The sequence below is a fragment of the Sphingomonas sp. Leaf28 genome, assembly GCF_001421685.1.
GTDB classification, from domain to species: domain Bacteria; phylum Pseudomonadota; class Alphaproteobacteria; order Sphingomonadales; family Sphingomonadaceae; genus Sphingomonas; species Sphingomonas aurantiaca.
Map to the genome: position 1 here is coordinate 271,446 of NZ_LMKX01000009.1, position 21,261 is coordinate 292,706.

Genomic DNA, 21,261 nt, shown 5'->3' on the forward strand with positions numbered 1-21,261 from the left:
CCGGACATGAAGATCATCGCAATGTTCGCCGCTGGCGCCTTGGCCACGGGAACGCTGTTCGCCGCGGCCCCCGCCGACGCGCAGCGCTACGGTTGGGACGGCCCGCGCGGCCATCATGACTGGCACGGGCCGCGTGGCGACCGGGGCTGGCATGGCCGCCGCGGCTGGGACGACCGCCGTGGCTGGAACGGTCCGCGGCGTGGCTATGGCGGCTATCGGGGCGGCTATCGCGACAGTGGTTATGGGTATCGCGGTCCGCGCGGCTATGGCCGGTCGCGCGTCGTGTGCCGGATCGAGCGTGGCTATTACGGCCCGGTTCGTCGCTGCTTTCGTCGATAATACGGAACCGTAACGACTTCTGCTCTGTTTAACATAGGTTGCCAGTCCATCGGGACTTGCGTCACGTAGGAGACCCCCATGAAGTTCTTTACCATCGCCGCAGCAGGCCTCGTCGCGCTTACCGGTCTCGCGCCCGTCGGGATCGCCGCAGAGGCATCGGCGCAGCGCACCGTCGTCCATGAGCGTACGGTCGTCCGCCACAATGATCGCCGCCCCGGCTATGGCCGTCACGCCGTCCGCACGCGCCAGGTGTGCCGCAACGTGGTTCGCAATCACCACCGCCAGCGCGTCTGCCGCACGGTCCGCGTCAACCGCTCGCGTTAAAGCGGCTTGATCATCCCGCCCGACCCCGCCATATGCGCCGCGGGAGTCGGGCGGACGTGGTCGTCGCCAACTTGGTCAGATCCGGAAGGAAGCAGCCACAACGATTTCGCCGCGGGTCGTCCCGGCTCCCACCGCGAACATGGCGAGCAGCCATGTCAGCGCGGCCAACGGCGCAAAGCGCCGTCTGACGATGCGGCTTAGCCGCAGCGCCCTTCTTCTAGATTTCCGGGACAGCCCGAACCGGTGTCCTACACCCCGCCACTGTGCCAGCACTGGCGCATGACCCGCGCGCCCTCCACACCCTGTTCCCCAGAACGCCTCCGCCACCGCCTCAACAGGCCGTGCGCAAAACTCTCCCAGCGTCTATACTTCCTATACTTCACTCCCCTTCGACAGCGCGCGTCACACCCGCTATGACGCCGGCAATGTCAGATTCCTTCGACCTGGGCGAACCCCCGCAGCCGGCCAAGACGCCAGCCCAAACCGGGGATGTCGCCTACCGCGTGCTCGCGCGCAAATATCGTCCGCAGACCTTTTCCGAGCTGATCGGGCAGGATGCGATGGTGCAGACGCTGGGCAACGCGATCAAGCGCGACCGGCTCGCGCATGCGTTCCTGATGACCGGCGTCCGCGGGGTCGGCAAGACGTCGACCGCGCGGCTGATCGCCAAGGCGCTCAACTGCATCGGTCCCGACGGGCAGGGCGGCCCGACGATCGACCCGTGCGGCGTCTGCGAACCCTGCCGTGCGATCGCCGAGGGCCGCCATATCGACGTGATCGAGATGGACGCCGCCAGCCACACCGGCGTCGACGACGTCCGCGAGATCATCGACGCGTCGCGCTATTCGGCGGTCACCGCGCGCTTCAAGATCTACATCATCGACGAAGTCCACATGCTGTCGAAGAACGCGTTCAACGCGCTGCTGAAGACGCTCGAGGAGCCGCCACCGCATGTGAAGTTCCTGTTCGCGACCACGGAAGTGAACAAGGTGCCGGTGACGGTCCTGTCGCGCTGCCAGCGTTTCGACCTTCGCCGCATCTCCGCCGAACAGCTCGCCAAGCATTTTGCGTGGGTCTCGACCGAGGAAGGCGTCGTCGCCGATCCCGAGGCGCTGATGCTGATCGCGCGCGCCGCGGAAGGCTCGGCGCGCGACGGGCTGTCGATCCTCGACCAGGCGATCGCGCATGCGGGTCTCGAAGGCGGCGGCGTGACGGCGGATGCGGTCCGCCAGATGCTCGGCCTGTCCGATCGCGGTGCGGTGCGTGATCTGCTCACGCTGATCCTCGCCGGCGACGGGGCAGGGGCGCTAGCCGCGATGCGCCGCCAATATGATTACGGCGTCGACCCGCTGTCAGTGCTCCGGTCGCTGCTCGAAACCGTCCATGGCATCACGCTGACCAAGGTCGGCACGCCGCCCGACGCCGCGCAGCCGGCCGAGGAACGCGCCGCACGCGAGGAATGGGCGGCATCGCTCGGCTACCCTGCGCTGCACCGCTTGTGGCAGCTGTTCCTCAAGGGACATGACGAGGTCGCCAAGGCCGCGCTGCCGATCGAAGCCGCGGAGATGGCGCTGCTGCGCGCGATCTACGCCTCGACGCTGCCCGATCCCGGCGAACTCGCGCGCCAGATCGCCAGCGGTGCGGCCCCCGCTGCCGCCCCCTCGCTGCCAACCCCCGCCAGCCAGCCCGCCCCCGTTGCGACGGCACCCGAACCGACCGGTCCGATCCTGCCGCCGACGTTCGAGGCGCTGGTCGACCTGCTCGACGAGCAAGGTGGTCTCGCGATCGCTGCGCGGCTGCGGCACGGCGCGCGGATCGTCAGCTATGCGCCACCCGAATTTGCCCTCAGCGGCAGTCGCCCGGTGTCGGCGGATACGCTGGCCGAGCTCAACACGCTGTTGAAGACGGTAACGCGGACCGTGTGGAAAGTGTCGATCGTCGATGCGCCCGGCGAGCCGACGTTGAAGGAACAGGCCGACTCCGCCGAAGAGGCAAACCGTTTGAAATATTGGGACTCGCCATTGGTCCGGGCAGCGCGCGAAGCGTTTCCCGAGACCAGAATGGAAAATTGGCCCGGTCAAAGGAGCAACGCATGAAGAATATCGATGAAATCCTCGCCATGGCGCAGAACGTCCAGAGCGAGCTGGAAAAGGCGCAGGCCAATCTCGACACGATCGAGGTCGAGGGCGCGTCGGGCGGCGGGCTCGTCAAGGTGAAGGCGTCGGCGAAGGGCCGGATCATCGGCATCGCGATCGACGATTCGCTGATCCAGGTGAGCGAAAAGCAGATGCTCGAGGATCTGCTGACCGCGGCGTTCAACGACGCGCGCGCCAAGGCGGACGCGGTGTCGGGCACCGAAATGTCGAAGATGACCAGCGGGCTTCAGCTGCCCCCGGGCTTTAAGCTGCCGTTCTAACCACTTTGGGTTCGTTTCGGAACGGGAACATTCGGTCTTCGGCCAGCGTTGCGCCTCTCAGTTATCAGGGAGAGTAACATGGCCGAAGAGCGTATCGTCGAGACCCCGACCACCCACACCACCGTCATCGAACGCCGCGGCGGCGGTGGCGGCGCGATGATCGCGGTCGTCCTGCTGATCGCCGTGCTGATCGGCGGCTTCTATCTGTTCAGCCGCCAGGGCGCGCAGAACAACAAGGACGCAGCGATCACCTCGGCGGCCAAGAGCGTCGGCGGCGCTGCCGACAAGGCCGGCGACGCGGTCGAGAAGTCGACGCAGTAATCTAGGCTGTACCGCCCCGGCCAACACCGGGGCGGCAGTTTAGCGGCGCTGGCCGCCTCACCGCAGGCAGCTGTCCAGCCCGTCATTCCTTACCACCGAAATCCGCCGCGACAGCGTGTTTCCGTGCTTGCGCACGAACCCATGCGGATCGATCGCCGCGCGCTTCTTGGGCAGCGGCAGTACCGCAGCAATCCGCCCCGCCTCGGTCGGCGACAGCTTCGACGCATCATGATTGAAATAGCGGATCGCCCCGGCATTGGCGCCGTACGTCCCGATCCCGGTCTCGGCGATGTTCAGATACACCTCCATGATCCGCCGCTTCGGCCACAGCGCCTCGATCAGCACCGTAAAATACGCCTCGAACGCCTTGCGGACATAGCCGCCGCCTTGGAACAGGAACGCGTTCTTCGCGGTCTGCTGGCTGATCGTCGAGCCACCGCGGATCCGCCCGCCCTGCGCATTGCGCGCCGCCGCACCCGCGATCGCCTTGAAATCGAAACCATGATGCGAACAGAACCGCGAATCCTCGCCCGCGATCGCAGCGCGCGCCATGTCCGGATCCATCTCCGATAGCGGCATCCAGTACTTCGTCACGCCATGCCCGTTGAGGACGTCGCCCATCATCGTCCAAGTGAACGGTACCGGCACGAACCGATAGATGCCGACCCATGCGACCGTGACTAGGACGAACCCGAAGACGATCTTGGCGAAAATGCGGAAGAAGCCCATCGCCGCTCCTTAAGCGATCGGGGCGGGCTCGCCAATGATCGCGCGCGCCGCCGCGACACCCGTCTCATACGCGCCGTGTGCGGTCGAGAAATCATACGGGTGACAGGCCTCGCCGGCGAAGTGAATGCGGCCATCGACCGGCGCTGCAAGGACGCCACGCTGTGCCGCTTTACTAATCCTCGCATGGCTGTAGCTGCCGCCGATATAGGGTTCCTGGCGCCAGCGCGTCGCGGTGAGCGGCGTGAACCGGTTGCGCCAGTCGCTGCCGAGCAGTCCGACAAGCTCGTCGATCGCGAACTGTGCAGCGTCGCGATCCTCCAGCATCTCCGCGCAGTCGCCGCCGAAGAAGCTTTCGACGATCGGCCACCCGAATGGCGACAGGCGGTGGCTTGCGGTGCAGGCGCTGTACGGCTTGCCGATGAGATGCGCGTTGGTAGGCCATTCGGGGCGATCGACATGGAGGAACACCTTGTCGGCGAGCCCGAGCGGCAGGTCGGCAGCGGCGGCATGCTTGTCGGGGAAAGGCGGGTCGAACACGATCTGTGACGTGGCGAGGACGGTCGTGGGGACGCAGACGACGACGTGGTCCGCCTCGATCGTGCCCGCGGGGGTGTCGACTCTCAGGCGGCGGCCGCTGTGATCGATACGCGTGACGGGCATCGAGAGGCGGACGGTCAGCCCCGCGGCATGGCTGGTAACGAGCGTGCCGTAGCCTTCCTTCACCGTCCAGTTGTCGTCGGTCGAGGCGTCTTCGTATGCGGCCCAGTCGTGCAGCGAGACCTGGGTTAGGTTCGCGCCATTGGCGTAGCCGGAGATCGCATCGATCTTGGGACGCCATTTATCGTCCGCATCTATGAAGTCGGAAAGAGGGCGGTCCGGACCGTCCAGCGCGTCCTGCGCTCGCGCGTTCCAGGACTGGTACGCCTGTGAGGCGGCGGCTTGGTCTTCAGATGTGAAGCCGAGGTCGCGCCATTGTGTGCGCCAGTTCGCTTCGGAGCGATCGACAGAGAAGCCTGTCGCCTCCGCGATCGAAGTCCAAGGATTGCGCTGGGCGGAGTGAAGCCAGCCGCAACCGGCGTCGACATGGTTTTCCGCGAAGGCGGAGAGCTGGTCCGGGATCACGGCCCGACGGGAAAGCAGTGACGCAAGGGGGAGGCTACGGGCTCGGCCACCGAGGCGATCGCTCGCCTCGACCAGCACCACGTCGTGCCCAGCATCATGCAACGTTCTTGCCGCGGCAATGCCAGACGCACCGCCGCCAATGACGACGGTGCGCGCCACCTTAGGCCGCCAGCAGGCGCTTCTCGCCAGCGATCCGCATCATCGCCTTTTGCAGCTTCTCGAACGCGCGTACTTCGATCTGCCGCACGCGCTCGCGCGACACATTATAGACTTGCGACAATTCCTCGAGCGTCTTGGGATCGTCGGTCAGGCGACGCTCGGTCAGGATGTGCTGCTCGCGCTCGTTGAGGTCGTCCATCGCCGACACCAGCATCGAGTGGCGGACATCCGCCTCCTGCGCATCGGCAACGATCTTGTCCTGCAACGGTGCGTCGTCCTGCAGCCAATCCTGCCACTGGCCCTCGCCATCCTCGCGCATCGGCACGTTCAGCGACGTGTCGCCGCCCATCGCCATGCGGCGGTTCATGCTGACGACGTCGGTTTCGGCCACACCAAGATCTGTCGCAATTTTGGTGACGTGTTCGGGGCGCAGATCGCCGTCCTCGAATGCATCGAGGCGGCTCTTCATGCGGCGCAGGTTGAAGAACAGCTTCTTCTGCGCGGCGGTCGTCCCCATCTTCACGAGGCTCCACGAACGCAGGATATATTCCTGGATCGACGCGCGGATCCACCACATCGCATAGGTGGCGAGACGGAAGCCGCGCTCGGGCTCGAACTTCTTCACGCCCTGCATTAGGCCGATATTGCCCTCGGAGATCAGCTCCGACGTCGGCAGGCCGTAGCCGCGATACCCCATCGCGATCTTCGCCACGAGACGGAGATGCGAGGTCACGAGCTGCGCCGCCGCCTCGGTATCGCCATGCTCCTGGAAGCGCTTGGCGAGCATATATTCCTGCTCGGGTTTGAGCAGCGGGAATTTCTTGATCTCGGCGAGATAGCGATTGAGACCCGCCTCGCTGCCGAGCGCAGGAATCGTCGCTGGAACGTTGGAGCGGGCTGCCATGGTCGTAATCCCTTTCTTCTGACCCCGATTGCCGCACTGCGGCATGGTGTCGATTATCTATACGTCAAGCTGGGTGAACAGTTCCTGCATGTCTGCGGGCATTTCGCTTTCGAACGCCAAAGCGATGCTTTTCACCGGATGGATGAACCCCAGATGCGCCGCGTGCAACGCCTGGCGACGAAACCCGAGCGTATCGAGCAGCGACTTCTGAGCCTGCTTTGTTCTACCATAGACCGGGTCGCCCAACAAGGCATGGCCGATCGACGCCATGTGGACACGCACCTGGTGCGTGCGCCCGGTCTCGAGCCGACATTCGATCAGCGCTGCAGCGCGTAGTGTCTTTATAGTCGAGAAATGCGTCACCGCGCGTTTGCCGCCCTCGACGATCGCGATCTTCTTGCGGTTCTGCGGACTGCGCGCGAGCGGCGCGTCGACGGTACCGCTGGGCGGGCGGGGGATGCCACCGACGATCGCCTTGTAGCGGCGATCGATGCTGTGATCGTGGAACTGCCTGGCCAGACCTTCGTGCGCGCGGTCGGTCTTCGCCGCGATCATGAGCCCCGACGTGTCCTTGTCGATACGGTGGACGATGCCGGGCCGCGCGACGCCGCCGATTCCCGACAAATTGCCGGCGCAGTGGTGGAGCAGCGCGTTGACGAGCGTCCCGTCGAAATTGCCCGCCGCCGGATGGACGACCAGCCCGGCGGGCTTGTCGATCACGATCAGGTCGTCGTCCTCATAGGCTATGACGAGCGGGATATCCTGCGCTTCGTTGTGCAACGGGGTCGGCGGCGGGATCGCAACCGCGAACACCTGGCCGGCCGCGGCCTTCTTCGCCGAATCGCGCCATTCGCGGCCGTTTAGCGTCACCTGCCCCGCGGCGATCAGCGTCTTCAACCGCTCGCGCGACATGTCCGGGAGCAATTCGGCCAGCGCACGATCGAGCCGCCAGCCATCCGTGGCCGGCGTGATCGATGCTTCGACGATGGAAACCCCCCGGTCCATGTCGTAGCGATGTGGCGATGAGCGTGACAATTTCAAGCGAAGTGCTGCAGCGAATGTTGGCGCAGGCGGCGGCGTCGCCCGAGGCGGAGATCTGCGGGCTGTTGCTGGGCGGCGGAGATCGGATCGAGGCGGCGGAGGCGTGCGCGAATGTCGCGACCGATCCGGCGCGCGCGTTCGAGATCGATCCGACCGCGTTGTTCGCGGCACATCGCCGGGCAAGGTCTGGTGGCGCGGCGGTGATCGGCCATTATCATTCGCACCCATCGGGCTTGCCGATTCCTTCGCCGCGCGATGCGGCGCAGGCGATGGGCGACGGGGCGATATGGGTGATCCTCGGTGGCGGTGTCGCGCGGGCTTGGCGGTCGGTCGAGCTCGGTGGGTTCGTCGAGGAGGTGATCGGCTGCGTTTGACACACGACATACCGACGCACCACGAACGTGACAAAAGTCAGGATTCAAAGCCAAGAACGTTGCGCTGGATACCCTGGATCCTGACTTTCGTCAGGATGACGGAGGTTAGGCAGAGACGTGCCGTACCTCCACCCTTGCGCGCCGCCAATGTCACCGCCAGAAGACACGCCGTAAATAGGGGATTTTCATGACGGTCAGCCCGGTCGATTTCGCGAGCCTGCTCTGTTCGCGCCTGTGTCACGACCTGCTGTCGCCGGTGGGGGCGCTCAACAATGGGTTGGAGCTGCTTGCCGATGAGACCGATCCGGCGATGCGCGAGCGCGTCATGCAGTTGCTGGCCGACAGCGCGCGCGCATCTGCCAGCAAGCTCAAATTCTTCCGCCTCGCCTTCGGGGCTGCGGGCGGGTTCGGCGAGCTGGTCGACACGCATGAGGCCCGCAACGCGATCGAGGGGCTGGTCGCGGAAAACAAGCGGATCACGTTCGTCTGGGGGGTCGAGGCGTCGGCAATGCCCAAATCGGCGGTGAAGGTGCTGCTCAACCTCGTGCTCGTCGCGACCGAATCGCTCGTGCGGGGCGGGACGATGGAGGTCGGCGGCGAGGAGAATGACGGGCAGCTCGAGATCGTCGTGAAGATCGAGGGTGCGCGGATCGTCCTCGACCCCGAGATTCGCCGCACGCTGGTCGAAGGTGAAGGCGCCCAGACCGTCACGCCGCGGGCGGCTGCGGCCTATCTGATCCACACGGTGGTCGCCGAGGCTGGCGGGACGGTGATCATGTCCGAGCCGGCCGAGGGAATCATGATCTTCGGCGCGGTCTTCGCGGCGCGCTGACGCAGCGTCCGCCGTTCCAGCACTCCTGCGCCAGAGCTAACGCCCTCTTAACCTCCACCGTGCATGACAGGCCTCGAACGCGGGGCTCGCATGGACGATCTTTTACAGGAATTCATTGCCGAGACGCGCGAAACGCTGGAAGCGATTGCCGGCGAGATCGTCGCGTGGGAGGCCGAACCCGCCGATAGCGCGCGGCTCGACGCGATCTTCCGCTTCGTCCACACCGTCAAGGGCAGTTGCGGGTTCCTCGACCTGCCGAGGCTCGCACGCCTGAGCCACGCGGCAGAGGACGTCCTCGCCGCGGTTCGCGACGGCAAGCGCACGCCCGATACCGCGCTCGTCAACGCAGTGCTGGGGATCGTCGATCGGATCGCGGCGATCGTCGAGGCGATCGATGCCGGCGCATCGCTCGACGATGCGGACGAGGACTTGCTGATTGCCGCCCTCGCGCCCGATGCGCAGCCACGCGCACAGATCCAGGCCGCGCCGCTGAACCGCGCCGCAAGCCGCAGCGTCCGCCTGAACGTCGACCTGCTCGATCACATGATGAGCGGCATGTCCGAGATGGTGCTGGCGCGCAACGAACTGGCGCGCCGGCTGCGCGACAGCGACGTCGATCCGCAGGTCGAGGCGGCGCTCGAGCGGCTGTCGCTCACCGTCGCCGACATGCGCGACACCGTCACGCGCACGCGCATGCAAAAGGTCGATGCGCTGTTCTCGGCACTGCCGCGGATGGTCCGCGACACCAGCGCCGAGCTCGCCAAGAGCATCGACCTGGTGATCGAAGGCGCCGATGTCGAGCTCGATCGCGAGATGATCGAACTGATGCGCGATCCGCTCGGCCATATCATCCGCAACGCGATCGATCATGGCATCGAGACACCGACGGAGCGACGGGCGGCGGGCAAGCCGTTGACCGGACGCCTGATCGTGTCGGCGCGGCAGTCGGGCAACCAGATCCTCATCGAGATCGCCGATGACGGCAAGGGCATCGATGTCGCGCGGATCGTCGCCAAGGCCGCCGAAAAGCGCCTGTACGGCGTCGCCGAACTGGCCGCGATGAGCGAGGCCGCCAAGCTCGACCTGATCTTCGCGCCGGGGCTGTCGAGCCGCGACACGGTCACCGCCATCTCGGGGCGCGGCGTCGGCATGGACGTCGTGCGCGCCAATATCGAACAGATTGGCGGGCGCATCGTCCTGACGAACGATCCGGGCCGGGGCTTGCGGATCGTCATCCATGTGCCGCTGACGTTGTCGATCCTGTCGACGATCATCGTCGGCGTGGGCGCGCAGCGGTTCGCCTTGCCGCGCCAGGCGATCGAGGAGATCGTCATGGTTCGCGGCAATCAGGTGCGGATCGAGACGATCGGCGACGCCGCCACGGTCACGGTGCGCGGCAAGCGGATGCCGCTGGTATCGCTGGGCGAACTGCTGGATCTGAACGGCGACTCACCTCCGACGCTGGTGATCGTCTCGACGCGCGAGGGCGATTATGCGCTCGGCGTCGATACGGTGCTCGACACCGAGGAGCTCGTCGTCAAGCCTGCGTCGCCCGCGGTGATGGCGACCGGCGTCTATGCGGGCAAGACATTGCCCGACAACGGCTTGCCGATGCTGTTGCTCGATGCCGCCGGGATCGCCGCGGTGGCCGGGTTGCGGTTCACGCCCGTCATCGCGGCGGCGGCGGTGGTCGAGGAGGTGGTGCCGGGGGTGCCCGCGTTGCTGTTCGACGATCTCGACGGCCAGCGCCGGGCGATCGCGCTGGCGGTGATCGACCGTGTCGAGCCGGTGCCGACCGAGGCGATCCGCTGGTCGGGCGGGGCGCTGCGCCTGTCGATCGGCGAGACGATCATTCCGCTCCACGCGGTCGCCGAACTGGGTGCGCGCACCGAGGTGGCGGTGTTGCGGCTGACCGATGGCGAAAGCGAAATGGCCTATGCGATTGCGGAGGCGATCGAGATCGTCGCGCTGCCGGCGGAGATCGCGCCCGCACGCGGCACCGGACCGATCGCCGGCGTGGTCATGATCGCGGGCGAGCAGATCGAGCTGGTCGATCCGCATGCGCTGTTCGCCGGGCAGCCGGTCACGCTCGGCTCGCTGCCGGTATGCCTGTTGCAGGTCGACGGATCGGGCTGGATGGAGACGTTCCTGAAACCCGCGCTCGAAGCGTCGGGCTATCGCTGCGTGACGGCGCTGGCGGCGGGCGAGACGGCGGCGGTGGCGCTCGCGATGGAGGACTCGCCGGTTCGCGAGACGCTGGCACCGGTCGTGACGCTGCGCCGGACGCCGACCGCCGAGCGCGACGACGATCCGAGCATCTATCGGTACGACCGGCCGGCGTTGATCGCCGCGCTCGCAGCACGGAGGGCGATGTGAGCGAATTGTTCCTGGTGGCGCATGTCGCAGGGCGCGGCGTCGCCATCGCCGCAACCCAGGTCGAATCGGTGGTCGATATCGGCGAGATCGTCGCGGTCCCGCGTGCGGAGGCCTTCGTCCGCGGACTGGCCGCGTTACGCAGCCGGGTGGTGACGGTGATCGACACCGGCACCGCGCTGGGGCTGGCGCCGACCCCGGACGACGTCAGGCGCGCGGTCATCACCATCTTCGAAGGGCATCATTACGCGATCCTGGTCGACTCGGTCGAGGACGTCGCACCGTCCGAGCGCTTGCCGCTGTCGTCGGGCATGGCGCTGCATCGCGGCTGGGCGTCGGCGGGGATCGGTATCGTCGAGCGCGACGGCGAACCGCTGCTGATCCTCGATCTCGCGGCGATCATTTCGGACACTGCCCTGGCCGCCTGAATCTTCCCCTGTTTAACCCGGTGCTTACGCTTTCCTGCGCAGACCGGTTTCACGATTTTCCCCGGAAGGCTTTCCATGAAGACCTGTCTCGTCGTCGATGACTCCAAGGTGATCCGCAAGGTCGCGCGCCATATCCTGGAGACGCTCGACTTTACCGTGACCGAAGCCTGTGATGGCCGCGAGGCGCTGGCCGCGTGCATGGCGTCGATCCCCGACGTGATCCTGCTCGACTGGAACATGCCGGTCATGAGCGGGATGGATTTCCTGCGCGCGCTGCGCGAGGCCGATGTCCCGAGCCGGCCGAAGGTGGTGTTCTGCACGACCGAGAACGGCATGGCGTATATCCGCGCGGCGATCGAGGCGGGGGCGGACGAGTATGTCATGAAGCCGTTCGATCGCGAGACGCTCGAATCGAAGCTCCAGATCGTCGGCATGGCCTGATCCGGTCCGGACGATGGCCAGTCGGTCCCCCCCAGTCCCGCGACCCGATCGTGCCGGCCCCCAGGCGGACGGTTTCGCGCGCGTTCTGATCGTCGATGATTCGGTGGTCGCGCGTGCGGTGATCGCGCGGCTGATCGATGCGAGCGACCGGTTCTCGGTCGTGGGCGCGGTGGGCACGGCGCAGGCAGCACTGGAGTTCCTGGGGCGCGCGACGGTCGAGTTCATCCTGCTCGACATCGAGATGCCGGGCGTCGACGGGCTTACCGCGCTCCCCGACCTGATCGCGGCAGGGCAGGGGGCCAAGGTGCTGATCGTGTCGTCCTCCGCCGACGATGGCGCGGCGGCCTCCGTCCAGGCGCTTGCGCTGGGGGCGGCGGAGACGTTGATCAAGCCGTCGGCGGGGGCGCTGTCGGGGCGGTTCGGCGCCGCGCTCGTGGGCAAGCTCGAACGGCTGTGCGAGCATCCGGCGCTGATGCCGCCGGCGATCGTCGTCCGTCCGCCGGCTGCGGCGCCCTCGCCGGTGCCGTCCGCGCAACCGGTGCCACGGCCTGCGCCGACGACGCATCGCACCCGTGCGGCGAGCGACGACTATGACATCGTTGCGATCGGCGCCTCGACCGGCGGCATCCATGCGCTGAGCCAGGTCTTCCGTGAACTCCCGGTCGGATTCCGGTTGCCGATCGTGATCACGCAGCATCTGCCCGCATCGTTCATGCCCTATTTCGCCGCGCAGATCGCGTTGCTCGCGGGACGCCCCTGCGACGTTGCGACCGATCGGCTGCGCGTGCGTCCGGGGCGCATCATCGTCGCACCGGGCGATGCGCATCTGAAATGCGTCGCGCTGGGCGAGGACGGGGCCGCATTTCGCCTGACTCATGAGCTTGCCGCCAGCGGGTGCATGCCGTCGGTCGATCCGATGCTCGCGTCGATCGCGGAGGTCTATGGCGCGCGGATGATCGCGATCATCCTCAGCGGGATGGGGCGCGACGGCGCGGAGGGTGCGCGCCGCGTGCGTGATCGCGGCGGCTGCGTCATCGCGCAGGACCAGAAGAGTTCGGTCGTCTGGGGCATGCCGGGCGCGGTGGCGGCCGCAGGAGTCGCCGATGCCGTGTTGCCGCCCGATGCGATCGGTCGCCTCATCGCGACGCGGCGCCGGCCATGACGCTCGCCAAATCGCCCCCCGTCGCTATGCCGGTCGTTGGGCCGGTCGTTGGGCCGGTCGTTGGGCCGGTGGCGGCATCGCAGACCGCGATCAGCGTGCTCACCGCGCTGCTCGAGGCGCGCACCGGCCAGCAGATCGCGGCCTATCGGTCGTGGCGGCTCGATACCGCGCTGAAGCCGCTGTTGCGCGATCGCAAGCTCGACACGCTCGACCAGCTGGTGACCCAGTTGCTCGAAGGCAGCGATCGCCTGATCGGCGACCGGATCGTCGACGCGCTCGTCAACCAGGAAACCTCGTTCTTCCGCGACGCGCAGGTCTTCGAGCTGCTGGTCGAGGCGGTCGCGGCGGCGCAGGCCGAGCGTCGCCGGGTCCGGATCTGGTGCGCGGGGTGCTCGACGGGGCAGGAACCGTTGTCGCTGGCCATGGCGTTTGCCGAACGGCACCAGACGAGCGGTGCACCGATGCCCGAGATCGTTGCGACGGACGTATCCGAAGCCGCGCTCGCCCGCGCCCGCGCGGGGCGCTTCTCGCAATTCGAGATCCAGCGCGGCCTGCCCGTCCGACAGATGATCCGCTGGTTCGACACGACGGGCAGCGACTGGGTGGCAAAGCCGGAACTGGTCAAGCTGGTCAGCTTCCGGCGGATGAACCTGGTCTCCGATCAACCCCCGCCGGGGCGGTTCGATATCATCCTGTGCCGCAACGTCCTGCTGTACCTGTCCACCCAGACCAAGACGCATGTGTTTCCAAAGCTTGCGGACGCGCTGAACCCAGGCGGCATGCTCGTGCTCGGCGCGGGCGAGACGGTCATCGGCCAGACCAAGGCGTTCGAACCCAGCAAGGCGTTTCGCGGCTTCTATCAGCTCCAGGGCGAAGAGGGTCGCAGCCAAGCCGTCGGTTGAGCCGCCGCGGCGATCACCGCGTTGTTTTCCGCAGCCTATTACCTCGGCGGTCGGTTGTCGCTAATGCTGTAGCTAGGCATTGCCGAACGGCTTGAAGGGAAGCTGGCTTGAAGTTTATCGAGACACCGTCACCCAATTTCGACGATCGTTCGCTGCCTGTCACGATGGTGGTGTTGCACTATACCGGCATGCAGGACGGCGCGTCGGCGATCGCGCGGCTCCGCGATCCCGAGGCGAAGGTCTCGTCGCACTATCTGGTCGAGGAGGACGGCACCGTCCTGCGGATGGTCGCAGAGGACAAGCGCGCCTGGCATGCCGGGCGGTCGCACTGGCGCGGGGTCGAGGACGTCAACTCGGCGAGCATCGGCATCGAGATCGTCAATCCCGGGCACGAGTTCGGCTATCGCCCATTCCCGCCCGAACAGATCGCATCGGTCGTGGCGCTCGTCGCCGAGATCAAGGATCGCCACGAAATCACCCGCGGCAATATCGTCGGCCATTCGGACATCGCGCCGACGCGCAAGCGCGATCCGGGCGAGCTGTTCCCGTGGCACGAACTCGCGCGGCGGCGGCTCGCGCTGCCACGCCCGACCAAGAATTTGATGGATCCCGGCTGGACCGAAGGCGGCTTCTGTCTCGCGCTCGAACGCTTCGGCTATGATGTCGAGAACCGGATGGCGGCGACGATGGCGTTCCAGCGGCGGTTCCGCCCCGAGCTGGTCGATGGCGAAGTCGATGCGGAATGCCGCTGCATTCTTCTCGCTTTGCTGCTTCCCAAACCGATGGGCGACGACTAGGGGTCTGCGCGCCAGAGGGTCGGGCGGCCGCGGGGGTGTTGTAATGGCATCCGCGAGGAAAGTCCGGGCTCCGCGAAACGACGGTGCCGGGTAACGCCCGGCGAGGGTGACCTCAGGGAAAGTGCCACAGAGAGCAGACGGCCAACCCTCGGCGCAAGCCGGGGCGGTCAGAGTGAAAGGGTGCGGTAAGAGCGCACCGCGCGCCTGGTAACAGGGGCGGCACGGCAAACCCCACCGGGAGCAAGATCGAATAGGGGTGGCACATGGGCTTCGTTTCAGCTCGTCACCCGGGTTGATTGCTTGAGGCGGCGGGCAACCGTCGTCCTAGAGGAATGGTCGCCTAACTTCCGTATCGAAGGATCGGAAATGGACAGAACCCGGCTTACAGACCCTCTGGCATCCTTCTCCGAACCATTGCAGACTGCCGGAAAATGACACCGGGGGTTGGTATGCGTTTCAAGAAGAGTGGTTTGTTCGGCGCCGGTATGGCGGTGATCGTCGCCGCGACGGTTCAGGTCGCCGCCCAGACTCCCACGACGACCGTGCAACAGGATTTCGAGGCCGCCGCCGCGCTGGATGCGAAGGGTGACAAGGCGGCTGCCCTCGCCGCATGGGAAAAGCTCGAGTCCCGCACCAAACCCGGCTCGCGCAGCCGCGGCGTCGCACTTGTCCGCAAGAGCGCCGCGCTGTTCAAGCTCGATCGGTCAGACGACGCCGTCATCGCTGCGCGCGGTGGCCTAGCGTTGTTGCCGGCCGCCGATCCGACGCTCGCCGAGGATCGCTGGCGGGCTTATTACGATCTCGGCATCATCGCCCAGAATGCGCTCGACTATGCTGGCGCGGGCGACGCGTATCGCAGTGCCGAAGCCGCCGGGGATACGCCCTCGCTGAAGGCCGCCTCGATCCTCGCGTTGGCCGATGTGTCGACCTTTACCAACCCGGCCGTGGCCGATGCCGCGTTGGCGCGGATCGACGCGTTGGCCAAGACGGTATCCGTCGACGCGGTGCTGAAGGCCGATATCGCGCGGCGTCACGCGATCCTGCTGCTCAACCGCGGCAGCTACGAGCCGGCACGGCTGTACGCTGTCGAGGCGGTCAAGCAGCTTGGCGGCATGACCAGCAAGACCGACCTGCGCGACGTTTCGGCGCGGTCGGACGCGGCGATCGCGTCGCTGCTGGCGGGCAAGTCCGAGGATGCGCGACGCTATATGGCGATGACCGGCGCAGGCCGGCTGACCAAGGGCGAATTCGATCCAGCCGTGCAGATGGACGTGCCCCCGTGTGGCGGCGAAGCGGATCTGCGACCAGCCGATATGGCGGTCGTCGAATTCACCATCGGTGACGATGGAATCGTACGCAACGTGTCGCCAATCTATGCGGCAGGTGGCGGCGCGGTTGCGCTGGATTTTGCGCGGGCGGTGCGCGACTGGTCTTGGACCCCCGAACAGGCCAAGGCCTTGCCAACGTTCTTCCGCTACAATGTCCGGGTCGAGATGCGGTGTTCGACGTTGTTCGAGCGGCCGTCGATCGGCAAGTTCCTCGACGCTGACATGGCCGCTTGGCTTGAGTCGAAGGGGCTGTCTTTGCCTGCCGAGGAGCGTGGGGCCGATGCCGTCGCTGTTGTGAGCCAGCGGGCGGCGCTCGCAACGGCGGAGGCAAAGACTGGGCCGAATTCGATCGCGACGCTGCCCTCGCTTTACCAGTTGATCAATAACGCGGTCGTCGGACGCGAGGAAACAAACGCTCTGGCACGCCGCGCGCTGGCCATCGCTGAAGCACAAGGCGCGCCAGCCATCGCCCGGCTGCCGCTCGAAATCAGTGTGCGCGAAACGGCGAGTGCGGACATATGGAAGAACGGCGCCTATGCGCGCGCCGTGACGCCGCTGTTGTCGATGCCTTTCTATGCGAACGATCCGAAGTCGCGCGCGACGATTTTGTTGCTTATTGCGGAGAGTACGAGGTCGCGGAGCCGCCGCGCGGTGCTGTTGCAGCAGGTTGTCGATGTCACGGGGCTCGCCGCGAACGACCCCATGCGCGTGGGCGCGCTAATCCGTCTCGCATCTCTCCAGCAACAAGCCGGCGATACCGCGATGGCCCGTACCACGTTCGATCAGTCGGGCCTGTCGGCGAGCCAGTGTGCGATACTCGATGCTCCACCGCGGCTTGTGTCGGCCGGCGGCGTTTTCCCGAACGAGGCCATGGCTTGGGGTTTCGAGGGGGTGACCAAAACGCAGTTCGACGTCGGCGCCGACGGTAAGGTTATCAACCAGCGCGCCGTGCTGAGCTACCCCCCGTTCGTGTTCACGAAAGCCGGCGTTCAAACGATGGCCGGGGCGCGGTATACGAAGACGTATCGCCCCGATGGGGGCGTCGGCTGCGGCGGCCTGTCGCAGAACGTGCGGTTCAGGCTGCCGGGGTAAAACCGGTGTCTGGTAGCAGGGCTATCCGCGAAATTCGTTCCGGATGATCCTCCCCGTGGCGGGGGAGGATCGTTTAGCGTCGCGTTGGGACCATTGGATGCGTAGCCGAGATGGCTGTCGCTTTGCGCTTACACCAGCACCTTGTCCGGTCGGCCCACGTCTTCGAGGACCGTGCTCGCGTCGATCTCCATCATCGGTTTGATCAGCCCGTCGCGGATGTCGTAGACCCAGCCGTGCAGCAGCACCTGCTGGCCACGCGCGAACGCACCCTGGATGGTCTCGGTACGCGCGAGCCGGACGAGCTGGTCGCGGACGTTGACCTCGACCAGCCGGTTGACCTTCTGCTCGCGGTCGGGCTGTGCGTCGATCTCGTCGGCATGATCGTGCATCACGCAGCGCGCGGTCGAGAGCCAGTCGTCGACCGGGCCGGCCGTGCCGCCGTCGAGCGTCGCGCGGATCCCGCCGCACGCATAATGGCCGCAGATGATGATGTGCCGCACGCCGAGCACGTCGACCGCATATTGTAGCACCGACATCAGGTTGGTGTCGTCGTCCTTGACCAGGTTGGCGATGTTGCGGTGGATGAACATGTTGCCCGGCGGCGTCATCGTCATCTGTTCCGGGCTGACGCGGCTGTCCGAACAGCCGATCCACAGGAATTCGGGGTTCTGGCCCACCAGCTGGCGCTGGAAGAAGTCGGGGCTCTCCTCGATGATCTCGGCCGACCACGCCTTGTTGGCGAGCAGGAGCTGTTTGTACTGCCTCATGCGAAACGAACCTCGGTCTGGGGGGCGTTGATCAGTTTCACCGTGCGCAGTGCCAGGTCACCGCGGATCAGCACGGTGATGCCGCGATACTTGGCGCCCTTGATGAAGGCGTTGATGATGTCGATGTTGTCGAGATCGACATAGCTGGTCGACGACAGGTCGATCAGCAGGTTCGCGTTGTCGGGCACCCGGTCGAGCGATTTCTGCAGCTCGTATTTGTGAATGAAATACAGGTTGCGGCGCGCGCGGACGAGGCAGTCTTCGTCGTCGCAGGCGAAGGTGATCGCGGTGCGGAAGTTGCGCGCCACGACGAACACGAAGCCGACCGCGAGGCCGATCACGATACCCTCGAGCAGATCGGTGAACAGGATCGCGCCGACCGTGACGACGAACGGGATGAACTGAGTCCAGCCCTGCTTGTAGCGTTCGGTGAACAGCTTTGGCTTGGTGAGCTTGTAGCCGGTCGCGATCAGAACCGCGGCGAGCGCGGACAGCGGGATCAGGTTGAGCACCGCCGGGATCAGCGCGACGCTGACCAGCAGCCAGAAGCCGTGCAGCATCGTCGACAGCTTGCTCTCGGCTTTCGCGTCGACATTGGCGGACGAGCGGACGATCACCGAGGTGACGGGGAGGCCGCCGATCAGCCCGGACAGGATGTTGCCGCCGCCCTGCGCCATCAGCTCCCAGTTCTTGTCGGTGGTGCGGCGGCGCGGATCGATCTCGTCGACCGCCTTGACGCTCAGCAGCGATTCGAGGCTGGCGACGATCGCGAGCGTGACCGCGCTGGTCCAGACCACGCCCATCGTGATCCCGGAGAAATCGGGAAAGGTGAACAGCGACGGAAACTGCGACAGCGTCTGCGTGACCGGCACCTGCACCAGATGCGTCGCCTTGAGGTGCCATTCGGGCTTTACCGCACCGAGCAGCGTGTTGCCGAAGATACCGATCAGCACGACCACCAGCGGGCCGGGGACGAAGCGCAGCGGGCCGGTCTTCGGCTTGGCGCCGTCCCACCAGAACAGGAAGGCGAGACTGACCGACGCGATCAGGATCGCGCCCGGGGTCACCGCGGCGCTGAGGCTTTCGAGGATCCGCGAAAAGGTGTTGATCCCGTTTGCCGTGCTGAACTCGAAGATGCCCTCGGCTTCGCGATCGAAACCGACCGCATGCGGGATCTGCTTGAGGATCAGGATCAGGCCGATCGCCGCGAGCATCCCGGTGATGACCGAGGACGGTACGAATTCGCTGAGAATGCCCGCGCGCGTCAGCGAGAAGCAGATCTGCAGCACGCCGGCGAGCACGACCGCCATCAGGAACATCTGGTAGCTCGGCATGCTCTCGATCGCGGTCAGCACGATCACCGTCAGGCCGGCGGCGGGGCCGCTGACCGACAGCGGGGATTTCGAGAACAGCCCGACGGCGATACCCCCGACGATCCCCGAGATGATGCCGGCGAACAGCGGTGCGCCAGACGCGAGTGCGACGCCCAGACAGAGGGGAAGCGCGACCAGCGCGACGACGATGGAGGCGGGAAGATCCGCGCGCCATGTGGTAAGCTTGGGGATTAAAGTCGGCACCAGGGCTCCTGTCGCTGAGGTGTCGGCTGGGGATACGTCCGACCCGGACGCATCTATCCATGCCACATGACAAATAGTTCATGTTCATTAATCGATGAACGGTGGCTGACTCAAGGCGGAATGTTGCAGCGCGAAAGAATGTCCGTGGCGCGGGAGTTTGGGTCGCTATGACGGCATGCGGTTGCGTTGTCCGCGCGGACCCCTATCTCGGGCCGCTATGGCGAGAAGCACGACACGATCTTCCGACTGGGGTTTTCCACGCTGGCGCGCCTATGGGGCGAGCACGGAGGCGGTGACGGTCCGGCTGTGCGACCGGCATGGCTGCAACGAGCCGGGCAACTGCCCCGCGCCTAAATCGCCCAACAGCCCGGACCGCTGGTATTTCTGCATGAACCATGCGGGCGAATATAATCGCGGCTGGAACTACTTCGAAGGCTTGAGCGCGGAGGAAGCCGCCGAGCGCGAGGCCGCGGAGACGCGGACCGCCGACGGCTATGCCGATCCGAAGCATTATGCCTGGGCGGGCTCGGGTGACGGCAGCCGCTCGCGCGACGAGATGCGCGCGCTGGAAGTGCTGCAGCTCGAGCCCGACGCCACGTTCGAGGACGTCCGCGCGGCCTGGCGGCGGATGGCCAAGGCGAACCATCCCGATGTGCGGCCCGGCGACAAGGACGCGGCGACGCGGTTCCAGGGCGTGCAGGCGGCGTATGAAGTGCTGCGTGCCGCCGAAGACGCGCGGACGTGGAAGCCGGCATGATCCGCGTCCTTGCCAGCCGGTGGCAGGGAAGCGTGATGGTCTGCGGCAAATGCTCGAAGAAGCTCGGCGGCGGGTTCGGCGAGAAGGGGCGCACGCCGCTCGCCAAGATGCTGCGCGCGGTGCTTGGGCTCAAGAAGGGCAGGAAAGCCGAGCGCGGTGTTGTCGAGGTAAAGTGCCTCGGCATCTGCCCGAAAAACGCCGTGGTGATGCTCGACGGCGCGCGCCCCGATCGGTGGCTGCTCGTTCCGGCAGGCGCGGATGCGAGCGAGGTCGTCGCGACGCTGGCCGAACGCTAGCGTGCCCTGACCCTCGCCCCAAGGGGAGAGGGTGAGGGCACGGTTTTCGCGTTAAGCGGCGTAGCGCTCCGCGGTTTCCCGGATGAGCGCGATCATGTTCGGGATGCCTTGCGTGCGGTTCGAGCTCAGCTGCTTGCTCAGGTCGAACGGTTCGAGTTCCGCCTTGATGTCGGTCGCGACGATCGCGCCTGGCGCCTGATCCTGGACCGTCAGCAACACCAGCGCGATGATCCCTTTGGTGATCGCGGCATTCGAGTCCGCGAGGAAATGCAGTCGGCCGTCGTCGGTCGTGGTCGGATATACCCACACCGACGCCGAACATCCGCGCACCAACGTCGCATCGGTCTTGAGCGCATCGGGCATCGGTTCCAGCTCGCGGCCCAGATCGATCAGCAGGCGATAGCGATCGTCGGGTTCGAGGAAGTCATATTCCTCGCGGATGTCGGTGAGAGTGGCCATGGCGCGGATCGGTAGCGGGTCGACGGTGGCGCTTCAACAAGATGTTCCCCCGCAAAGGCGGGGGGAGGGGCCTCAGAGATCGACCCCGGCGGCGATCGCCTCGAGCTTCTTGATGCGCTCTTTCAAGTCCGCAATCTCGATCCGCGATCCGGTCGACACCGCGACGGGCATGCGCCCATCCTGCGCGTGGTCCAGTTCCATGCGCCGCAGCGAGAGCCAGCCGCGCCATCCGGCCAATCCGGCGCCGACGATCATCGCCAGGCCCGCAAGGCTCGCCAGCGCGAGCGTGATATAGACGTTGGGTTCGATCATGTCCGCCTC

The 21,261-nt window shown here is 66.2% G+C and carries 24 protein-coding genes and 2 other RNA genes; 18 read left to right on the forward strand and 8 right to left on the reverse strand.

The genetic code is table 11. The annotated features are described in order from the left end of the window. Positions 1 to 6: 6 nt before the first annotated feature. From ASE79_RS14385 to ASE79_RS14405, 6 genes are all read left to right on the forward strand, one after another. Positions 7 to 339, forward strand: a complete 333-nt coding sequence (locus tag ASE79_RS14385) for a hypothetical protein (RefSeq protein ID WP_056417928.1) — start codon at positions 7 to 9, stop codon at positions 337 to 339. A 78-nt stretch (positions 340 to 417) separates the two neighbouring features. Further along, positions 418 to 663 (forward strand): hypothetical protein, encoded by a 246-nt coding sequence (locus ASE79_RS14390; RefSeq protein WP_056417931.1) that lies wholly within the window; start codon positions 418 to 420, stop codon positions 661 to 663. Between the two features lie 39 nt (positions 664 to 702). Beyond that, positions 703 to 798, forward strand: an RNA gene (ffs, locus tag ASE79_RS20430) — signal recognition particle sRNA small type. Between the two features lie 290 nt (positions 799 to 1,088). Beyond that, a complete protein-coding gene (locus ASE79_RS14395; RefSeq protein WP_056418558.1) occupies positions 1,089 to 2,759 on the forward strand; it encodes a DNA polymerase III subunit gamma/tau in 1,671 nt (556 codons plus the stop codon). Then, the gene (locus ASE79_RS14400; protein WP_055878059.1) at positions 2,756 to 3,079 is read left to right on the forward strand and encodes a YbaB/EbfC family nucleoid-associated protein; all 324 of its coding nucleotides are present in this window, start codon (positions 2,756 to 2,758) and stop codon (positions 3,077 to 3,079) included. Before ASE79_RS14395 ends, ASE79_RS14400 begins: the two co-directional genes overlap by 4 nt. 78 nt (positions 3,080 to 3,157) lie before the next feature. Beyond that, a complete protein-coding gene (locus tag ASE79_RS14405; protein WP_056417933.1) occupies positions 3,158 to 3,400 on the forward strand; it encodes a hypothetical protein in 243 nt (80 codons plus the stop codon). 57 nt (positions 3,401 to 3,457) lie between these two features. Here ASE79_RS14405 and mtgA read toward each other — a convergent pair whose 3' ends face one another. Genes mtgA through ASE79_RS14425 form a run of 4 tightly spaced genes read right to left on the reverse strand, consistent with a single transcriptional unit; the run spans position 3,458 to position 7,319 of the window. Further along, complete coding sequence (gene mtgA, locus ASE79_RS14410; protein ID WP_056417934.1) at positions 3,458 to 4,129, reverse strand: monofunctional biosynthetic peptidoglycan transglycosylase; 672 nt, start codon at positions 4,127 to 4,129, stop codon at positions 3,458 to 3,460. A gap of 9 nt (positions 4,130 to 4,138) precedes the next feature. Then, positions 4,139 to 5,410 carry a flavin monoamine oxidase family protein gene (locus tag ASE79_RS14415; RefSeq protein ID WP_056417937.1) on the reverse strand — a complete coding sequence of 424 codons (1,272 nt, stop codon included), beginning with the start codon at positions 5,408 to 5,410 and terminating at the stop codon, positions 4,139 to 4,141. Between the two features lies 1 nt (position 5,411). Beyond that, complete coding sequence (gene rpoH, locus ASE79_RS14420; protein ID WP_056417940.1) at positions 5,412 to 6,314, reverse strand: RNA polymerase sigma factor RpoH; 903 nt, start codon at positions 6,312 to 6,314, stop codon at positions 5,412 to 5,414. Positions 6,315 to 6,371: 57 nt separating this feature from the next. After that, complete coding sequence (locus ASE79_RS14425; protein ID WP_056417943.1) at positions 6,372 to 7,319, reverse strand: RluA family pseudouridine synthase; 948 nt, start codon at positions 7,317 to 7,319, stop codon at positions 6,372 to 6,374. Between the two features lie 17 nt (positions 7,320 to 7,336). Here ASE79_RS14425 and ASE79_RS14430 point away from each other — a divergent pair, with 17 nt between their 5' ends. The 10 genes from ASE79_RS14430 (at position 7,337) to ASE79_RS14470 (ending at position 17,084) form a co-directional block, all read left to right on the forward strand. After that, positions 7,337 to 7,729: a M67 family metallopeptidase gene (locus ASE79_RS14430; protein ID WP_056417945.1), complete on the forward strand. Its 393-nt coding sequence runs from the start codon at positions 7,337 to 7,339 to the stop codon at positions 7,727 to 7,729. A 187-nt stretch (positions 7,730 to 7,916) separates the two neighbouring features. Next, positions 7,917 to 8,561, forward strand: coding sequence for a histidine phosphotransferase family protein (locus ASE79_RS14435; protein WP_056417949.1), 645 nt, complete (start codon positions 7,917 to 7,919; stop codon positions 8,559 to 8,561). A gap of 90 nt (positions 8,562 to 8,651) precedes the next feature. Continuing rightward, positions 8,652 to 10,937 (forward strand): chemotaxis protein CheA, encoded by a 2,286-nt coding sequence (locus tag ASE79_RS14440; RefSeq protein WP_056417952.1) that lies wholly within the window; start codon positions 8,652 to 8,654, stop codon positions 10,935 to 10,937. Continuing rightward, positions 10,934 to 11,362 carry a chemotaxis protein CheW gene (locus tag ASE79_RS14445; RefSeq protein WP_056417954.1) on the forward strand — a complete coding sequence of 143 codons (429 nt, stop codon included), beginning with the start codon at positions 10,934 to 10,936 and terminating at the stop codon, positions 11,360 to 11,362. The genes ASE79_RS14440 and ASE79_RS14445 overlap by 4 nt, the downstream gene beginning before the upstream one ends. A 75-nt stretch (positions 11,363 to 11,437) precedes the next feature. Next, entirely contained in the window at positions 11,438 to 11,803 is a 366-nt protein-coding gene (locus tag ASE79_RS14450; protein ID WP_056417956.1) for a response regulator, read from the forward strand. A 13-nt stretch (positions 11,804 to 11,816) separates the two neighbouring features. After that, positions 11,817 to 12,965, forward strand: coding sequence for a chemotaxis-specific protein-glutamate methyltransferase CheB (gene cheB / locus ASE79_RS14455; protein ID WP_082445328.1), 1,149 nt, complete (start codon positions 11,817 to 11,819; stop codon positions 12,963 to 12,965). An 89-nt stretch (positions 12,966 to 13,054) separates the two neighbouring features. Continuing rightward, positions 13,055 to 13,867: a CheR family methyltransferase gene (locus ASE79_RS14460; RefSeq protein ID WP_056418564.1), complete on the forward strand. Its 813-nt coding sequence runs from the start codon at positions 13,055 to 13,057 to the stop codon at positions 13,865 to 13,867. Between the two features lie 164 nt (positions 13,868 to 14,031). Further along, entirely contained in the window at positions 14,032 to 14,664 is a 633-nt protein-coding gene (locus ASE79_RS14465; protein ID WP_056418567.1) for an N-acetylmuramoyl-L-alanine amidase, read from the forward strand. An 11-nt stretch (positions 14,665 to 14,675) separates the two neighbouring features. Then, positions 14,676 to 15,065, forward strand: an RNA gene (rnpB, locus tag ASE79_RS15480) — RNase P RNA component class A. A 48-nt stretch (positions 15,066 to 15,113) separates the two neighbouring features. After that, complete coding sequence (locus ASE79_RS14470) at positions 15,114 to 17,084, forward strand: hypothetical protein (RefSeq protein ID WP_056417960.1); 1,971 nt, start codon at positions 15,114 to 15,116, stop codon at positions 17,082 to 17,084. A gap of 128 nt (positions 17,085 to 17,212) precedes the next feature. Here the strand turns inward: ASE79_RS14470 and ASE79_RS14475 are convergent, their stop codons facing one another. Together ASE79_RS14475 and ASE79_RS14480 are read right to left on the reverse strand one after the other, a co-directional pair. Further along, on the reverse strand, positions 17,213 to 17,851 hold the full coding sequence (locus ASE79_RS14475) for a carbonic anhydrase (protein ID WP_056417963.1): 639 nt from the start codon (positions 17,849 to 17,851) through the stop codon (positions 17,213 to 17,215). Further along, positions 17,848 to 19,428 carry a SulP family inorganic anion transporter gene (locus ASE79_RS14480; RefSeq protein WP_082445329.1) on the reverse strand — a complete coding sequence of 527 codons (1,581 nt, stop codon included), beginning with the start codon at positions 19,426 to 19,428 and terminating at the stop codon, positions 17,848 to 17,850. Before ASE79_RS14480 ends, ASE79_RS14475 begins: the two co-directional genes overlap by 4 nt. A gap of 217 nt (positions 19,429 to 19,645) precedes the next feature. Here ASE79_RS14480 and ASE79_RS14485 point away from each other — a divergent pair, with 217 nt between their 5' ends. Further along, the gene (locus ASE79_RS14485; protein WP_056417966.1) at positions 19,646 to 20,185 is read left to right on the forward strand and encodes a J domain-containing protein; all 540 of its coding nucleotides are present in this window, start codon (positions 19,646 to 19,648) and stop codon (positions 20,183 to 20,185) included. Then, complete coding sequence (locus tag ASE79_RS14490) at positions 20,182 to 20,481, forward strand: hypothetical protein (RefSeq protein ID WP_082445355.1); 300 nt, start codon at positions 20,182 to 20,184, stop codon at positions 20,479 to 20,481. Before ASE79_RS14485 ends, ASE79_RS14490 begins: the two co-directional genes overlap by 4 nt. A 51-nt stretch (positions 20,482 to 20,532) precedes the next feature. Here ASE79_RS14490 and ASE79_RS14495 read toward each other — a convergent pair whose 3' ends face one another. Together ASE79_RS14495 and ASE79_RS14500 are read right to left on the reverse strand one after the other, a co-directional pair. After that, positions 20,533 to 20,940: a SufE family protein gene (locus ASE79_RS14495; RefSeq protein ID WP_056417969.1), complete on the reverse strand. Its 408-nt coding sequence runs from the start codon at positions 20,938 to 20,940 to the stop codon at positions 20,533 to 20,535. A 72-nt stretch (positions 20,941 to 21,012) separates the two neighbouring features. Continuing rightward, positions 21,013 to 21,252: a hypothetical protein gene (locus ASE79_RS14500; protein WP_056417972.1), complete on the reverse strand. Its 240-nt coding sequence runs from the start codon at positions 21,250 to 21,252 to the stop codon at positions 21,013 to 21,015. Between the last annotated feature and the right edge of the window lie 9 nt (positions 21,253 to 21,261).

Excerpts from the sequence above, each read along its gene's own strand:
- ASE79_RS14435 (WP_056417949.1), top strand. The coding sequence starts at position 7,917 with ATGACGGTCAGCCCGGTCGATTTCGCGAGCCTGCTCTGTTCGCGCCTG.
- ASE79_RS14465 (WP_056418567.1), top strand. The coding sequence starts at position 14,032 with ATGGTGGTGTTGCACTATACCGGCATGCAGGACGGCGCGTCGGCGATC.
- cheB (WP_082445328.1), top strand. The coding sequence starts at position 11,817 with ATGGCCAGTCGGTCCCCCCCAGTCCCGCGACCCGATCGTGCCGGCCCC.
- ASE79_RS14385 (WP_056417928.1), top strand. The coding sequence starts at position 7 with ATGAAGATCATCGCAATGTTCGCCGCTGGCGCCTTGGCCACGGGAACG.
- rpoH (WP_056417940.1), bottom strand. The coding sequence starts at position 6,314 with ATGGCAGCCCGCTCCAACGTTCCAGCGACGATTCCTGCGCTCGGCAGC.
- ASE79_RS14500 (WP_056417972.1), bottom strand. The coding sequence starts at position 21,252 with ATGATCGAACCCAACGTCTATATCACGCTCGCGCTGGCGAGCCTTGCG.
- ASE79_RS14490 (WP_082445355.1), top strand. The coding sequence starts at position 20,182 with ATGATCCGCGTCCTTGCCAGCCGGTGGCAGGGAAGCGTGATGGTCTGC.
- ASE79_RS14475 (WP_056417963.1), bottom strand. The coding sequence starts at position 17,851 with ATGAGGCAGTACAAACAGCTCCTGCTCGCCAACAAGGCGTGGTCGGCC.
- ASE79_RS14430 (WP_056417945.1), top strand. The coding sequence starts at position 7,337 with ATGAGCGTGACAATTTCAAGCGAAGTGCTGCAGCGAATGTTGGCGCAG.
- ASE79_RS14395 (WP_056418558.1), top strand. The coding sequence starts at position 1,089 with ATGTCAGATTCCTTCGACCTGGGCGAACCCCCGCAGCCGGCCAAGACG.
- ASE79_RS14440 (WP_056417952.1), top strand. The coding sequence starts at position 8,652 with ATGGACGATCTTTTACAGGAATTCATTGCCGAGACGCGCGAAACGCTG.
- ASE79_RS14485 (WP_056417966.1), top strand. The coding sequence starts at position 19,646 with ATGGCGAGAAGCACGACACGATCTTCCGACTGGGGTTTTCCACGCTGG.
- mtgA (WP_056417934.1), bottom strand. The coding sequence starts at position 4,129 with ATGGGCTTCTTCCGCATTTTCGCCAAGATCGTCTTCGGGTTCGTCCTA.
- ASE79_RS14400 (WP_055878059.1), top strand. The coding sequence starts at position 2,756 with ATGAAGAATATCGATGAAATCCTCGCCATGGCGCAGAACGTCCAGAGC.
- ASE79_RS14450 (WP_056417956.1), top strand. The coding sequence starts at position 11,438 with ATGAAGACCTGTCTCGTCGTCGATGACTCCAAGGTGATCCGCAAGGTC.
- ASE79_RS14425 (WP_056417943.1), bottom strand. The coding sequence starts at position 7,319 with ATGGACCGGGGGGTTTCCATCGTCGAAGCATCGATCACGCCGGCCACG.
- ASE79_RS14405 (WP_056417933.1), top strand. The coding sequence starts at position 3,158 with ATGGCCGAAGAGCGTATCGTCGAGACCCCGACCACCCACACCACCGTC.
- ASE79_RS14470 (WP_056417960.1), top strand. The coding sequence starts at position 15,114 with ATGCGTTTCAAGAAGAGTGGTTTGTTCGGCGCCGGTATGGCGGTGATC.
- ASE79_RS14390 (WP_056417931.1), top strand. The coding sequence starts at position 418 with ATGAAGTTCTTTACCATCGCCGCAGCAGGCCTCGTCGCGCTTACCGGT.
- ASE79_RS14495 (WP_056417969.1), bottom strand. The coding sequence starts at position 20,940 with ATGGCCACTCTCACCGACATCCGCGAGGAATATGACTTCCTCGAACCC.